The sequence below is a fragment of the Neobacillus sp. D3-1R genome, assembly GCF_052180215.1.
Taxonomy (GTDB): domain Bacteria; phylum Bacillota; class Bacilli; order Bacillales; family Cytobacillaceae; genus Pseudoneobacillus.
The window spans coordinates 3484299-3500711 of sequence record NZ_CP197471.1; the positions used below are offsets into that span (position 1 = coordinate 3484299).

The window sequence follows — 16413 nt, forward strand, 5'->3', positions numbered from 1 at the left end:
GCCTTGCGACGAGGTGAACTTAACACCATCGAATACGCTGTGCCGCAGGAGCAAAATTAATTAGTAGCAAAAATTTTCGATTGCTACCGAGAGATTGCTCTCTCAAAACTAAACACCAAACAATTAACACCAAAGATTTAAATGTTTTTTTGTGACCAATGGTCACTTATATTCCTTAGAAAGGAGGTGATCCAGCCGCACCTTCCGATACGGCTACCTTGTTACGACTTCACCCCAATCATCTGTCCCACCTTAGGCGGCTGGCTCCTTACGGTTACCCCACCGACTTCGGGTGTTACAAACTCTCGTGGTGTGACGGGCGGTGTGTACAAGGCCCGGGAACGTATTCACCGCGGCATGCTGATCCGCGATTACTAGCGATTCCAGCTTCATGCAGGCGAGTTGCAGCCTGCAATCCGAACTGAGAATGGTTTTATGGGATTCGCTTAACCTCGCGGTCTTGCAGCCCTTTGTACCATCCATTGTAGCACGTGTGTAGCCCAGGTCATAAGGGGCATGATGATTTGACGTCATCCCCACCTTCCTCCGGTTTGTCACCGGCAGTCACCTTAGAGTGCCCAACTGAATGCTGGCAACTAAGATCAAGGGTTGCGCTCGTTGCGGGACTTAACCCAACATCTCACGACACGAGCTGACGACAACCATGCACCACCTGTCACTCTGTCCCCCGAAGGGGAAAGCCCTATCTCTAGGGTTGTCAGAGGATGTCAAGACCTGGTAAGGTTCTTCGCGTTGCTTCGAATTAAACCACATGCTCCACCGCTTGTGCGGGCCCCCGTCAATTCCTTTGAGTTTCAGTCTTGCGACCGTACTCCCCAGGCGGAGTGCTTAATGCGTTAGCTGCAGCACTAAAGGGCGGAAACCCTCTAACACTTAGCACTCATCGTTTACGGCGTGGACTACCAGGGTATCTAATCCTGTTTGCTCCCCACGCTTTCGCGCCTCAGCGTCAGTTACAGACCAGAAAGTCGCCTTCGCCACTGGTGTTCCTCCACATCTCTACGCATTTCACCGCTACACGTGGAATTCCACTTTCCTCTTCTGTACTCAAGTCCCCCAGTTTCCAATGACCCTCCACGGTTGAGCCGTGGGCTTTCACATCAGACTTAAAGGACCGCCTGCGCGCGCTTTACGCCCAATAATTCCGGACAACGCTTGCCACCTACGTATTACCGCGGCTGCTGGCACGTAGTTAGCCGTGGCTTTCTGGTTAGGTACCGTCAAGGTACCGGCAGTTACTCCGGTACTTGTTCTTCCCTAACAACAGAGCTTTACGACCCGAAGGCCTTCATCGCTCACGCGGCGTTGCTCCGTCAGACTTTCGTCCATTGCGGAAGATTCCCTACTGCTGCCTCCCGTAGGAGTCTGGGCCGTGTCTCAGTCCCAGTGTGGCCGATCACCCTCTCAGGTCGGCTACGCATCGTCGCCTTGGTGAGCCGTTACCTCACCAACTAGCTAATGCGCCGCGGGCCCATCTGCAAGTGACAGCCGAAACCGTCTTTCAGCTTCCCCTCATGTGAGGAAAAGGATTATCCGGTATTAGCTCCGGTTTCCCGAAGTTATCCCAGTCTTACAGGCAGGTTGCCCACGTGTTACTCACCCGTCCGCCGCTAACCTTCAGGAGCAAGCTCCTAAAGATTCGCTCGACTTGCATGTATTAGGCACGCCGCCAGCGTTCGTCCTGAGCCAGGATCAAACTCTCCAATAAAGTGTTTGATATAGCTCATAAAGTTTACTCTGGCTTTTTTAAAAACTTCTATAATAGAAGCCTTACCTTTGTTAATGTTTGGTTGTTTAGTTTTCAAAGAACAATTATAAAGCTTGTCTCAAAAGCGACTTCTCTAATTTATCATAATCACTCAAGTAAAGTCAATAACTTTTTTAATTTTATTTTCTCACTAAGTTGTGATAAATATCGTGTGTCTCAAGGACGAGATTTAATATAACATGATAAAAAAATGTTTGCAATATAATTTATGATATTTTTTAATCGGATTTTCTTGTAGTACATAAACTAATAAAACTATCCTCAACTTATTAACAAGCTTATACACAAATTGTATATATGTAATAGCAATTAAATGAAGGTATCCACTGACTTACGCACAAGTTGTTGATAACTCAGATTTTTTTATCCACACATTTCTATTATTTTTCTACTTAACAATTTTTTTATAAAAAGGTACTATTATCATTCAAAATTCATAAACTGATACATATATAATTGTGGACAATCTAGTATACGAGGTGTTTAAATGCTACAAATTCTTGCTTTATATCTATCACTAATCATGGCTATTTACTTATTTATTTATTCTTTTATAGAAGGAATAAGAATTTCTGAGGCAGAGGGCAAAGTATCCGGTGGTACTTTTATTTTTAGCACTTCAATGGCTTTCCTTTTTTCTTCATTTACCTACATATTATATTAAATATAATAAAGGCTAAACCATCAGCTATGGTTTAGCCCTTTTTCATATATTCAGGAAAGTTCTTTCCATATATAAGATAATTCTATGTGATTTTGCCCAGCGAGTATAAATTCCTTTTCTTCGAATTTCTTTCCACCCATTGATTCATAAAAATACTTACTTGGATTTTCAGCTAATACCCATACTAATAATGAAGAAAAACCTTGAGATTTCATTAGTTTTACACCTTCATTAAATAGTAGAGACCCTATTCCTTGACCCGTGTTACTTTTTAAAATATAAATGGCATATAATTCTCCATCTATATCAGCTTCTGATCTTTCTGGACCAAAAGAAGCAAAACCGACAATTTTCCCTTGTGAATCTTCAGCCACTAATACTGGAGCTTCTTCTTTAGGATTTGCAAGAGTCTCTTTCCATAGATGTAACCTGTCTTCTACTTTCAAATTATTTAAGAATTCTTCGTTCATGATCCCCTTATAGGTTTCCTTCCAACTTTCTACATGAACAGTTGCAATATCAAATGCATCCTCTAAATTTGCTATCCTTATTTTCATTCGTTTCCCCCTCCTGACATCGCTAGTTTATTTTTTGTTAGTCTAGCTTTTCTTTCATCTATGACAAACAGGCTGATTCCTCCAATAACAATAATTCCCCCGATGATTTGAGACCAAATGAGTCCTTCATCTAATAAATAATAAGCTAGAATGATTGCTCCAACTGGTTCAAATAGAATCGCCATAGAGATCGTTGAAGCGCTTAACCATTTTAAGGTCCAGTTAAATAATGAGTGACCTAAAAGGGTTGGAACAAGAGCTAATAGAAAGAAGTAAATCCAATCAGAAGATTGCTTAGGAATAAAAGATTCGTTTCTGAAGAGTACATAAAAGAAAAGAGTTATACTGCTAAAAGAATAAACGATAAAAGTATATGTAATGAGAGATAATCTTTTCCTAACATTTTGCCCAAACATTAAATACACCGTAACTAAAGCACAGGCAATTAAAGCAAGTATATCCCCAAATAACGCTGAGCCACTAATCCTAAAATCTCCCCAACTTATAATGGCACTTCCGGCGATTGCAATTAGTCCACTTAAAATCGTTACAAGCGATATTTTTTCATTAAAGAAAAAATAAGTACCAATAAACGCAAATAAAGGTTGTAATGTAACTAAAACAGTTGAACTTGCAACAGAAGTATAGTTTAATGATTCAAACCAGAGGATAAAATGTAATGCAAGAAAAATACCGGCAATCATGGAGTAAATCCAGTCACGTTTCGTAATAAGACGAAGTTCGGAAACATACCTTGTAAGAAACAAGGGAAGTAATAATAAAACAGATAGAAATAAACGATAAAAGGCAATAACCCCCGATGGTGATTCAGAAAACTTCACTAAAATAGCAGAGGTCGAAACTGAGATTACTCCAATTAGTAAAGCAAGGTAAGGATTCAATTTTGTATTTTCCATATGTATCTCCTTCTGTGCAAAAACTACCTAAAATCTATGTAGTTTATTTTACACTCGTCATTATCTGATTTACTAATGTTTTTTACTTAATTAATTTAACAATTATAAACAAATAGGCGGTTTTTTATATGGATCATGTTGAAATGGAAATGTTATTAAAATTAGGAATATCAGCTATTTTAGGATTAGTCATTGGATTGGAACGGGAATTAAAAAGGAAACCAGTTGGTTTAAAAACAAGTTTGGTTATCTCCATTGTTAGTTGTTTACTTACTATTGTATCGATTGAATCAGCCTATTCTTTCCCACATAATGATTTAATCAATATTACCATGGATCCACTACGCTTAGCTGCCCAAATTGTCTCTGGAATCGGTTTTCTGGGGGCAGGAGTTATTTTAAGGAGAGGCAATGATAGCATCTCTGGATTAACCACTGCCGCTATGATATGGGGGGCAGCTGGGATTGGGGTTGCAGTTGGGGCTGGATTTTTTATTGAAGCAGCTGCTGGAGTAGGTTTAATTATTATAAGTGTTGAATTAGTACCATATTTAATTGGATTAATAGGTCCTAAACGATTACGCGAAAAAGAAATTGCTCTTCAACTATACTTAGCTAATAAAGAGAACATTACGGATATTATATTCTTAATCAAAAAAGAAAAATTTTCGATTAAAAGAATTCGAATTAAAGATTTATCGGATCAAAATCACCTTGTCCAATTGGTTATAGGAGTAGATTTCAAAAAAAATGCAACAGATGTTTACTACACTGTTTCTGAATTTCAAGGAATTCAGAGGGTTGAAGTAGAAAGTATGGAGTAAGCTCTTGAGCTTACTCTTTTTTTATGATGAAAAAGTATTGCCAAGTCTGAAAAAAAAAGTATAATTATGATTATAAATACGGGGCATTAGCTCAGCTGGGAGAGCGCTACGCTGGCAGCGTAGAGGTCAGGGGTTCGAGCCCCCTATGCTCCATCAACGAAAACCCTTGCGTAGCAAAGGGTTTTTTCTTTTTGTCAGAAATCCCCCTTGTCCTTAAAATGAACCAAGTTCACAAATTTCCACATTTGATTTTCAGCATTTTCACGGCTTTTATGTTTGTACCGTTTTTTCAAGCTGAACGCTTCTTAATCGATATTTATCCATGAGCAAAGTATTAAAAGTGTAAATCTAGCATCCATTGAATCCTACATTTTTATGTTCTAGATGCTACTATACTGAATCATTATCTACTATTTTCTCCCCTAGATTCTTTAGTTGTGTTAGATTCCGTTCAGAATTTCATAGGAATGCTAATCACTAATCTTGCTCTCGCACTTTTTATCTTCACAGAAAAAAGTATGTCCTTCTATGAATTGATTGTTTTGCACTTAGACAATCTTACATAAAGGGCATACTTTTTTTAAAAAATACAATTATTTTGCGCTTATAAAAAGACATTTCGTTAGTCATTTTGTTCTTCTTCTTCTGCTTCCAAAGCTGATCACTCACCTTACACCAAATGGCAGGCCACTCTTCTTCCTTGCACTTGTCGTAATTCTGCTTTGGCGGTTCGGCAGATGTCCTGAGCGAAGATACATCGAGGATGGAATTTGCATCCTGAAGGTGGAGTGGATGGTGAGGGGAGCTCTCCTTTTAGGATAATTCGTTCCTTTACCTCGTCTGGATCTGTTTTAGGAATGGCTGAAAGTAATGCTTTTGTATAAGGGTGAAGGGGTTCTTCAAATAGCTGCTCTTTGCTAGCTATTTCGACCAGTTCCCCTAAATACATCACACCAACTTTATGGGCAATATGCTCAACTACCCCTAAATCATGCGAAATGAAAATATAAGAGAGACCGAGCTCATCTTGCAGGTCCTGTAAAAGGTTCAAAATTTGAGACTGCACCGATACATCAAGTGCAGATACGGGCTCATCTAACACCACAATTTTTGGTCTCAAAATAATCGCTCTCGCAATCCCAATTCGTTGCCTTTGTCCTCCCGAAAGTTCATGTGGGAAGCGTGACAAATGACCTTCCGATAGACCTACTAGCCTCATCGCTTCACTCAATAGTTGTTCGTGTTCAAGCCTTGGAATCTTATGGGCAATTAACGGCTCCGATAAGATTTCCCTGATCTTTAGCTTTGGATTCATGGATGCCATTGGATCCTGGAAGACCATTTGAAAATCCTTCCGAATCTCATTCATCTCTCGTTTACTTAACTTCGTGATATCCTTTCCTTGAAAAATAACCTCACCACTCGTTGGCTCAATCAATCTAAGCACGCATCTGCCCGTAGTTGATTTACCACAACCTGATTCCCCAACAATCCCGATTGTTTCTTTCTCATTCAACTCCAGACTTACACCATTTACGGCATGAACATATTCATTTGGCTGAAACCACATCGATTTAGCCACGAATTTTTTCTCTAAATTTTTTACTTCGAGCAAAGTTGTCGTCATAAAACACCAACCTTTTTCTCATCATATATCCAACAACGACAGGATGTTTGTCCGTCTACTTCAAATAATGGAGGTACAGTCGTCTCACAAATCGCCATCGCTTTTGGGCAACGGTTGGCAAATCGGCAGCCCTGTGAATATTGGTCAGGAGCAGGCACCTGTCCGATAATCGATTTAAGACGCTTTTCCCCTTTTGATTGGTGGGGAGTTGATTGGATTAAGCCAACTGTATAAGGATGTCTTGGATTCCGAAGTAACGTTCTTGTATTCGATGATTCCACAACCTGACCAGCGTACATGACAACAACCCGATCACACATTTCCGCAACCACACCTAAATCATGAGTGATCAACAAAATCGACATATCGAGTTCATCTTTAAGTGACCGTAGCAAATCTAATATTTGCGCCTGAATCGTGACATCTAACGCTGTGGTGGGCTCATCCGCAATCAACATGGTCGGATGACAAGAAATAGCCATTGCTATCATGACACGCTGCTTCATCCCACCCGATAGGCGATGTGGATACTCATGGTAAATATCTTCTGCCCGTGGAATCCCCACTAGCCTTAGAAGCTCTATCACCTTTTTCTTAACCGCTGCCCCTTTTATCTTTTCATGTTTTTCGATCACTTCACCAATTTGTTTTCCAATTGTTAAGACCGGATTCAGGGAGGTCATAGGGTCTTGGAAAATCATTGAAATCTCTTTTCCTCTGATTTTTTTCATTTCTTTTTCAGATTTTTTAACGAGATCGATATTTTTATAATAGACGTTGCCACACGAAATTTTCCCGTTTTTATCAAGTAACTGAAGAATAGAAAGTGATGTGACACTTTTTCCACAGCCTGACTCCCCTACTAATCCCAGGACCTCACCTTTTTTCACAGTAAAATTCACCTGATCAACGACAGTTAACGGGCCATTTTTCCCTGCAAATTGAGTGGTTAATCCAGTTACTTCTAACAAGTTTGACATTTGCGCCTCTCACCTCCTTGTTCTACTATGATGATTTCGGATCAAAAATATCTCGTAAGGCATCACCTAACAGGTTGACGGCAAATACAACCATGGTGATCGCTAATCCGGGAAACGTTGCCAACCACCACGCATCGCTCATATAATTTTTCCCTTCACTTAGCATTGTTCCCCATTCAGGGGTTGGTGGCTGTGCTCCTAGGCCAATAAAACTTAGAGCTGCAGTATCTAAAATCGCAACACCGATAAAAAGTGTGGTGAAAACTAGCAATACACCTGTTACATTCGGTAAAAACTGTCTAAGTATAATCCAGTGGTGTGAACTTCCAATGGATCGGCTCGCTTCAACGAACCCAGATGATTTAATAGTCAAAGCAGCTCCTCTTATTAATCTCGAAAAGCCTGGTATCGAAGCGACTCCAACGGCAATCATCGCATTCGTTAAGCTAGGTCCTAAAATCGCCACGATTGCAAGAGCTAGGATAATGCTTGGTAGCGCTAATAAAATATCCATAATTCGCATTAACACATTATCGACCCACCCGCCTACATAGGCACATAGTAACCCAATGAATGTTCCAAGAAAAAATGTAATCGCCACCGCCAACATGGAAACAGATATGGTTACACGTACCCCGTAGATGAGTCTTGAAAGTAAATCCCTTCCTATTGCATCTGTTCCTAATAAATGTTCCTTGCTAGGTGCTTCTAAAATGGACTCATAAAATAGTTCATTCGGGTCATGCGGTGCAAGCAACGGCGCGAATGCTCCGATTATGGCAACGATAATAAGAAAAAGGAGGCAAACCACTGCTCGTTTATCCTGAGATAATTTCCGTAGTGCTTCTGACTTGATCTTTAATGGAGACTTATGTGTAACGCGTGCTTGGATGGGTTTATACGTTTGAAGTTTTGCCATGTATTACGCCTCCTTTGTGCCCATTTCCACCCGAGGATCAATGAAACTATATAAAACATCTACAAAAATATTTATTGTTACATACACAACTCCCATAAATAAAACTGTCCCTTGAATAATTGGGAAATCTCTTGACATGATGGCTCCAAGTGCTAGCGTACCAAGACCTGGCCAATTAAAAACTTGTTCTATAATGACCGTTCCACCTAGTAAAGCAGCCAATTGTAAGCCGATGACCGTCACTACAGGGATTAATACATTACGAAGAGCATGACGAAATAAAATGAGACCGTCCTCAAGTCCCTTTGCCCTCGCCGTCCGAATGTAATCATTAGCCAGTACCTCGACCATTCCATTTCTCGTTAATCTCATAACCATCGTCGAGGCAACAACACCAAGGGTGACCGCTGGAAGAATAAGATCACGGAAACCTGTACCGTTAGCAATCGGAAAAAGCTTGAGCTGTACGGAGAAAATCATGACTAATAGAATGGCTAACCAAAAGCTTGGAATGGATACCCCTAATGTGGCAAGAACGGTACATAGTTTGTCAATCCAGGAATCTTTAAATCTAGCAGCTAGAATTCCTAACGAGATTCCAATAACAACCGCAATGAACAGCCCAAACACCGCTAGCTTCACTGTTTCTGGAAAACGATCGAGAATTTCGATCAATACTGGTCTACCTGTTTTTAAGGATGTCCCAAAATCACCTTGAAATACATTCATCATATATTGCCCGTATTGAACCAAAAGGGGCTTATCAAGCCCCAAATGGTGTGTTAGTTTTTGAACTTGTTCTGGTGATGCATTAATTCCTAGCATGATTTTAACCGGATCACCTGGAATAAAGTGAATCAATAAGAAGGAAAAGATGGAAATTCCAAAGATGACTAAAATACCAGATAATATCCTATTAATAATGAACTGTTTCATTACTGCTTCACCCATGCATCTTGGTATTCAATAGAGACATTTGATAATTTCACGTCTTGCACTCTACTATTTACGACATAAAAAATTTTCTCTGCATAGATTGGAGCCCAATAGGCGTTTTCAACGACAATCTCTTGTACACGGGCATATACTTGTTTTCTTTCTTCTGGATCAATCGTTATTCTACCTTTTTCTAACAGTTCATCTAGCTCAGCGTTTTTCACTCGAGAATGGTTTAATCCGCCTATCTGACTAGAGTGGAATAACAAGTATAGAATATCGGGATCTGAGTATGAATATGCAAGGAAGGATAAATCATATTCTCCCTGTGATACCTTCTCAATTAATGTTCCTGCTTCCATCGATTGAATATTGAGATTAATACCAACATCCTTCAGCATCGCTTGAACCATTTGTGCTGCTTGGTTATATTGGCCCATAGTGGTTAGCTCAAAGGAAAGCTCCTTCCCATCCTTCTCCATGATTCCTTTAGAGTTCTTTGTAAATCCTGCATCTTCTAATAGAGAAACTGCTTCCTCTTGATTAAGTTTATGACCATAATTTTCAACATTTGGGTCATATCCAAAAATCGTAGATGGAATCGGACCATAGGCAGGTGATCCTTCACCGTTTAAAACGGCTTTGATGATCGCTTCTTTATTAATCGCCATATTTATCGCTTTTCTGACATTAAGATCGGCAAGTAATTCATCCTCTACATTCATTTCTAAAAATAAACCTAAACCTTGACGATCAGCTTCTAACACATAGAAATCAGGATTATTGCGATATTTTTGAACATCCTTAGGGGCTACACCCATCGCAACATCAATGGAACCACTATCAAGTGCAGCGAGCATCGTTTGGGCATCTGTAATAAATTTATAAACAATTTGTTCTGGATAAGCCTTACCTTGGTTTTGAGCATTTCTTTGCGGCCAATTAAAGTCTTCATTTCTCACTAATGTGATGGATTGTCCTGTGGTCCATTCTTTAAAGATAAACGGACCTGCTCCAACTGGATTTCGACCATAATCATCACCAAACTTTTCAATAGCTGACATGGATAATGGCTGTAAATAGCCTTGACTTGTTAGGTTACGTAAAAATGGTGCTGATGGAGCTACCAGCTCGATGACAAATGTGTAATCATCAGGAGCGGAAGTGGACTGAATTCCTCCAATAAGACTAGCAGCAACCGTTGCTCCAGTATCAGGATTTAAAATACGATCAAACGTATCCTTAAACACCTGTGCGGTTAATGGCGTTCCATCTGTGAATGTCACTCCTTGACGGATTTTAAAGGTAATCGTTTTTCCATCCTCTGATACACTGTAGTCTTCAGCAAGGTTCGGTTCTAGTTCATTCGTCTCCGGATTAATCGCTAGTAATGTTCCACCTAAATGACTAGTAACATTACTGGCAATACTCATCGCTGTTTTATGAACATCTAGTGTATCAGGCTCTTGCATAGAAGCAATGGTAATCGTACCACCTGATTGAGGTTCTGAAGCAGCCTGATTCGTATCTGTATTTGATGAATTGTCATTATTCCCTTTATCTGTTGTGGAGGTAGAATCAGAACTACATCCAAACAGTAGAAGCATGGAAAGAACGAGCATGGTTACAAACAAAAATGTTTTAATTGGACGCTTCGTAGGCATGATAGAGTCCTCCCTATTCAACTTTTGGTATTTGTCTAAATCCAAATGCCGCACGTATTACCGTGTTGTTTTCATCTCTCACAAAACGAAGACCAAGCTCTGATTCTCTGAACGCAACTATAAATGTATCGTTTCCAATTGGTTTAATATCCGCTATCGTAACCCCTTCTGCTTTAACCGCGAGTTTACCTTCTTCAACCGCTACTGTATATTTCGATCCTTCCCCTGAAGCGTAATCCCCTACATATTGGTTTAATTCCTCTTCAGAAAGCTCTACTTCCTCATAAGAGGTATGGGAGTCTTTAATGGACTTTCCTAAATAGTTTGCAAAAGCACTATATAGTAATTTCGTAGAAGGAACACCTGCTAAATTAGCAAAAGCCACTCCTGTCAGTCCTACTTCAGGTAGAATGTGTAATTGAGCTGCAACTCCTTTAATCGCTCCCCCATGGTCTATCAGCTTGTATCCATAATAGTCAGGTGTCACCATCACACCGTACCCATAATAACGATCTTTATCACATTCAATATATGGCGTTGTAATCGCCTCCACACTCTCTGGTGATAAAATTTGAGCATCTCCTACTCTACCTTGATTACGGTAGATTTCAGCATATTTCAGCATATCGTTCACCGTAGATTTTAAGAAACCTGCGGCACGCATGGATGGTGCATCCCATGGGTTATTAGATTCGAAAACGATCGTTTTATCATCCTTTTTGCGAGAATTATAGAGACAAGAAATATCGTCATGACCGTCTAATTCTTCTAGATGGAACACACTGTTCTTCATTCCAGCTGGAACTAAGATGTAATCCTTTATATACTGTTCGTACGTCACTCCACTTACTCGTTCTATAATGGTTCCTAACAGTGCGTAGCTATCATTGGAGTAACTAAATTGGGTTCCAGGTTCTCCAAGTAAGGTGAATTCTTGCTCTGCAATATCTGCTATTAACTCTTCATACGTGTCTACACTTGATTGTTTCTTGTTCGCTTCTTCCTGTACCAGCCCAATATCGCCTTCTGGTTTCTCACCATCATCAAAGGTTGGATCATTGGCCACACTCTTACTTAACGCCTTAAATAGTGTTGGTAATGGTGGTAGTCCCGCTGAATGAGTCATAAAGTGGTGAATGGTCATTTGTTTCGTATATTCTTCATTTGGCGACTTAAATTCTGGTAAATATTTTACCACTTGGTCGTGTACATTCAGCTTTCCTGCTTCTTGTAGTTGCATAATGGCTATACATGTAAAGGATTTTGTCACTGAACCAATTCCAAAAACCGTATCAGATGACAATGGGAGATTGTTTTCAACATCGCGGTATCCAAAACCATTTTCATAGAATAACTGTCCATCCTTTGCTAATCCAATAGAAAAGCCTGGAACCTCATATTTTTCTACTAGCTCTTGGCAATACTGTTCGAATTCACGAGTAACTGTTTGTTGAGTCATACATAACCTCTCCCTTTTCCATTCATTTTTTTATTATAAAAATGTACAAAATGTACATTCCACAACCAGTGATTGTTTTAAAAATTAATAGAATTTGATCCTTGAATAGCTAGTAGCAAAATAGCCATTAACACCTTCGATCCTTCAATTAAGTCATCGGTGACATACCGAATTGTTCGACCATCTAGTAATTCAATGGTTGGCATATAACCGACAACCGTCGCCATGTTGGTGTGCTTGAATTCAATATCAATTGTATAGGACGGTTCTTTTTTTAACGGCTGAATGCTTTTAGCCGCTTCTACTGCTAGTTTGGCAGTTGCCCTAATTTTCTCTTGCGCTACTGTAGGATGAAGAGATTGAGCTGTAAAAGAACCAATCCCTTTTTTTACCGCTACAGTATGAATGCCTGGGATTTTCTTTTTGGCATCCTCACATATTTGTTGGTCGCCTGTGAGTAAGGTAACCGGAACGTGAAAACTACTTGCAACAGCCGCGTTAAAATCAGCTTCACTTGCTTCCTCTCCATTTATAAAAAGTCGTTGAATACAGCTTCCTAAAAAGGTGTGGTTTAACATACTATCCTTTTCTCCAGCTTTTCCATGAAATCCAATGAAAAAGATTGCATCAAATGTTTCATCTACTCCTTGCATCATGAGTAACGGTTTGTAAAAACCTCTTATTAATTCTGCTTTTGGATGAAGTTCATCTGGAATTAAATTTCTCATTGGGCCATGTGATTCATTGACGACAATTTCGGTTGCACCCGCTTCAATCGCTCCTTCAATTGCCGCATTGACTTCCTGGGTGAATAGCCTTCGAGAATACTCATAAGTCCGTTTACCTGGAATCGTATCCTCCCAATCGGTAACCCCAGAAACTCCTTCCATATCGGCTGAAATGAAAACCTTCACTCCCTCACCTCCCCAGCATCATGCCAAAATATTTTTATTCGAAAATACCGTTTTGTCCACGCGATAGGACTCTAGTACTTGGCGGTTAACCTCATAGCCAATTCCTGGTCTATTTGGGACATGAATCACTCCATTTTCCACAATGACTTCTGGCACTATAATATCCTTCTCCCAATACCTTGAAGAGGCAGCCGTGTCACCAGGTAATATAAACTGAGGTAGCGTGGTTAAGGCAACATTATGAGCCCGACCAATACCAGCTTCCAGCATTCCCCCGCACCAGACAGCGATTCCTTGCTGCGCACAATAATCATGGATCTTCTTTGATTCTGTGAGCCCTCCTACTCGACCAATCTTGATATTAATGATTTTACAGCTTTCTAACTCTACAGCTTTTCTTGCATCCTCAAAGGAATGAATACTTTCATCTAAACAAATGGGGGTTGAAAGCTCCGATTGTAAGGTGGCGTGATCAACAATATCATCATGTGCCAACGGCTGTTCAATCATCATAAGGTCCAGTTCATCTAGTTTTTTTAGCAGATCCAAATCATCTAACGTATAAGCCGAATTAGCATCCGCCATCAGTAAAATATCAGGAAAATGTCTTCTCACTTCCTTCAGCATCTCGTAGTCAGAACCTGGTTTTATTTTAATTTTCATTCGCTTGTAGCCTTCATTCACAAAGCCTTCGACCACTTGCACAAGCTCTTTGGCTGTCGGTTGAATTCCAATACTAATGCCGACATCGATTTGCTGCTTCGTTCCACCAAGTTCCTTATATAAAGGGTTCTGGTTTCGTTTTGCATATAAATCCCAAACTGCCACCTCTAATGCGGACTTTGCCATATTGTTTCTACGAATCGATTCAAACCGTTTTGATACATCATCTGGATGATTAATGGCCGATTGTAGTAATAGTGGGATTAAAAATTGTTCCATCATGTGTTTGTTCGTTTCAACCGTTTCCTCACTATACCAAGGGCTTGTAAATGCTACAGACTCTCCGAAACCACTAGCTCCCGTTTCATCCTCCATTTCTACCACGAAAAATTCTTTTTCCTGGAAGGTTCCAAAGCTAGTTGTGAATGGATTAATTAATCTCATCACAAGACGGTGAAGAGTCACTTCTCGTATGGAAATTGGTTTACTGGTCATGGTACTTCCTCCTTAACTCGTTCGAGTTCTTCTTAACCTCTTTACCTACCTTAAGAAGATGCGTTGAAAATTTTCACCCAACAATGCTTGGAGCTGAGCTTTCGAATAGCCTCTTCTCATTAATCCCTCCACTAACTGAGGAATGGTGGAATGACCTGACACAACATCAAAGGGTCTTCTCGGTAAACTAGCTAAATCATCAGGAGAGACATATTTCATAAAGTCCTCGCAAAGATCAAGTCCAAGTCCTACATGCTCAATTCCAGCTACCTTGACGAGATGATCAATATGGTTCAGAAATTGGTCCAATGTTGAACTTGCGTCATCATCTCCAACGAGCATACTAGCCGCATTGACACCTATCACCCCATTGGTTTTCGCAATTGCTATGATTTGCTCATCGGTTAAATTTCGCATAGTAGAGCAAAGCGTGCGAGCATTCGAGTGTGAAGCAATCACGGGCTTCGTAGCGAGTTCAATGACATCCCAAAATCCTTCATCATTTAAATGAGATACATCAATGATCATACCTAGTCGCTCCGCTTCCTCTATCACCTTCACGCCAAAGCTACTAATCCCGCCTTTTCTCCCTTCCTTCCTTGGTTGAAAGAAACTTCCATCCCCTACAGCATTGCGGCGACTCCAAACCAATCCTAAATTCCGAACACCTAGCTCGTAAAAGACACGTAACAAGCTAAGGTCTGTCCCAATGGGTTCAGCCCCTTCAAGTGATAGAAGAAAGCCAATCTTTTTATTTTGCTTCGCTAAATTCATGTCCTCACCATTTAAACAAATCATGAGCTCATCAGGTGATTCTTTTACCTCTTCATATAAAGCACTAATTTGACTTAATGCTTTTCGAAGTCCCATCTCTGGTAAGAAACCACTATCTACAAATAGAGAGGCAACAATGATATTTACCCCACCCTCAATGAATCGCGGGTAGTAGTCTGTTTTAATGACCTTTGTTCTCCCTTTTTCGCGTTGGATTTGAACATCCATTAATAAATCAAAATGGCCATCTAACACTAATGTGTTATTTAGGAAATCGTTCAATAGTCTTCTCTCCTTACTAAGATTGACTTACACGACCTTATTCTCTTTGGGTAAATGGATAAAATTCACTACTATTTTGGCCGTATCCAACCATATGGTTTTGTACTTTGGGGTTATCTGATGCGGCAATACTAGTTACGAGCAAATTTAAGAGTGAAAACGTGGATGTTATACCTTTTAATGGGATGGGTGCTGGTGCAATGACTCTAAATAAAAAGTCAGCATACTGACCAATTGGAGATAGTCGATCATCTGTGATGGCAATAATACATGCCCCTTTTTTCTTTGCCGCCTTTACAAATGAAAGGGTTTCTTGAACATATCTTGGGAAGGAGATGGCCACCATCACAGTGTTTTCATTTACCTTGGATAATAAATAATTGGCATCCTCTATTTCACCATGGTATTGAATTGTATTTCCTATGACGATATTCAGAGCAAACATAAGCCAGCTTGCTGGACCATAAGAAGAACGGAAACCAAGTACAATTCGGTTGTCTGCTTCAATCAGTTTTTCAATGGCTTTTTGATATTGATTGGCATCAATATCCTCTAAAGTGGCTTTCACATAAGCGCCATCTTGTTCCATCACATGTTGAATTAAGTTTGCATTTTTTAATGTATTGGAAATCTCTCGAAAATTATCGATGGGGTTCGTTGTACTAGAAGTGTCTTCTAGTAAACTCGTTTGAATCTCTCTTTGCAGCTCACTGAATCCTGAATATCCAAGAATGTAGCATAACCGGATGACGGTGGTCTCACTCGCTCCACACGCTTGCCCGATTTGTTTTGCTGTTTGAAACGCCACTTCCTTTGGAAAATCCATTAAATACTTGGCGATCATTTTTTGCCTTTTGGTCATGTTGTTGTAGTTTTTTCTAATATTTTCTGTGTATTTTTCCATATACGTGAACCCTTTCTTCTTACCTGCTTAAGTGGGGAATCGTTA

13 protein-coding genes, 1 tRNA gene and 1 rRNA gene are annotated in these 16413 nt (G+C 40.0%); 2 read left to right on the forward strand and 13 right to left on the reverse strand.

What is annotated here, in order from left to right; translation table 11 throughout:
* Window positions 1–179: 179 nt before the first annotated feature.
* From ACSBPO_RS17935 to ACSBPO_RS17945, 3 genes are all read right to left on the reverse strand, one after another.
* Window positions 180–1729 (reverse strand): 16S ribosomal RNA (locus tag ACSBPO_RS17935).
* A gap of 774 nt (window positions 1730–2503) precedes the next feature.
* Window positions 2504–3010, reverse strand: a complete 507-nt coding sequence (locus tag ACSBPO_RS17940) for a GNAT family N-acetyltransferase (protein ID WP_442595676.1) — start codon at window positions 3008–3010, stop codon at window positions 2504–2506.
* On the reverse strand, window positions 3007–3927 hold the full coding sequence (locus tag ACSBPO_RS17945; protein WP_442595678.1) for a DMT family transporter: 921 nt from the start codon (window positions 3925–3927) through the stop codon (window positions 3007–3009). The genes ACSBPO_RS17940 and ACSBPO_RS17945 overlap by 4 nt, the downstream gene beginning before the upstream one ends.
* A 128-nt stretch (window positions 3928–4055) precedes the next feature.
* On the opposite strand from ACSBPO_RS17945, the gene ACSBPO_RS17950 reads away from it, so the two are divergent.
* The gene (locus ACSBPO_RS17950) at window positions 4056–4751 is read left to right on the forward strand and encodes an MgtC/SapB family protein (protein ID WP_442595680.1); all 696 of its coding nucleotides are present in this window, start codon (window positions 4056–4058) and stop codon (window positions 4749–4751) included.
* Window positions 4752–4831: 80 nt separating this feature from the next.
* Window positions 4832–4904 (forward strand) — tRNA-Ala (locus ACSBPO_RS17955).
* A gap of 517 nt (window positions 4905–5421) precedes the next feature.
* Here ACSBPO_RS17955 and ACSBPO_RS17960 read toward each other — a convergent pair.
* The 10 genes from ACSBPO_RS17960 to ACSBPO_RS18005 form a co-directional block, all read right to left on the reverse strand.
* Entirely contained in the window at window positions 5422–6378 is a 957-nt protein-coding gene (locus tag ACSBPO_RS17960) for an ABC transporter ATP-binding protein (RefSeq protein ID WP_442595681.1), read from the reverse strand.
* A complete protein-coding gene (locus tag ACSBPO_RS17965) occupies window positions 6375–7358 on the reverse strand; it encodes an ABC transporter ATP-binding protein (protein WP_442595683.1) in 984 nt (327 codons plus the stop codon). Before ACSBPO_RS17965 ends, ACSBPO_RS17960 begins: the two co-directional genes overlap by 4 nt.
* A 25-nt stretch (window positions 7359–7383) precedes the next feature.
* Window positions 7384–8277, reverse strand: a complete 894-nt coding sequence (locus ACSBPO_RS17970; protein ID WP_442595684.1) for an ABC transporter permease — start codon at window positions 8275–8277, stop codon at window positions 7384–7386.
* Window positions 8278–8280: 3 nt separating this feature from the next.
* Window positions 8281–9213, reverse strand: coding sequence for a nickel ABC transporter permease (gene nikB, locus ACSBPO_RS17975; RefSeq protein ID WP_442595686.1), 933 nt, complete (start codon window positions 9211–9213; stop codon window positions 8281–8283).
* Window positions 9213–10877, reverse strand: a complete 1665-nt coding sequence (locus ACSBPO_RS17980) for an ABC transporter substrate-binding protein (protein WP_442595688.1) — start codon at window positions 10875–10877, stop codon at window positions 9213–9215. Before ACSBPO_RS17980 ends, nikB begins: the two co-directional genes overlap by 1 nt.
* 13 nt (window positions 10878–10890) lie before the next feature.
* A complete protein-coding gene (locus ACSBPO_RS17985) occupies window positions 10891–12336 on the reverse strand; it encodes a serine hydrolase domain-containing protein (RefSeq protein ID WP_442595690.1) in 1446 nt (481 codons plus the stop codon).
* Between the two features lie 77 nt (window positions 12337–12413).
* Window positions 12414–13250: a M55 family metallopeptidase gene (locus ACSBPO_RS17990; RefSeq protein ID WP_442595692.1), complete on the reverse strand. Its 837-nt coding sequence runs from the start codon at window positions 13248–13250 to the stop codon at window positions 12414–12416.
* Window positions 13251–13268: 18 nt separating this feature from the next.
* Window positions 13269–14408 carry an o-succinylbenzoate synthase gene (gene menC, locus ACSBPO_RS17995; RefSeq protein WP_442595694.1) on the reverse strand — a complete coding sequence of 380 codons (1140 nt, stop codon included), beginning with the start codon at window positions 14406–14408 and terminating at the stop codon, window positions 13269–13271.
* 45 nt (window positions 14409–14453) lie between these two features.
* Window positions 14454–15464: a dipeptidase gene (locus ACSBPO_RS18000; protein ID WP_442595696.1), complete on the reverse strand. Its 1011-nt coding sequence runs from the start codon at window positions 15462–15464 to the stop codon at window positions 14454–14456.
* Between the two features lie 37 nt (window positions 15465–15501).
* Window positions 15502–16368 (reverse strand): MurR/RpiR family transcriptional regulator, encoded by an 867-nt coding sequence (locus ACSBPO_RS18005; RefSeq protein WP_442595698.1) that lies wholly within the window; start codon window positions 16366–16368, stop codon window positions 15502–15504.
* Between the last annotated feature and the right edge of the window lie 45 nt (window positions 16369–16413).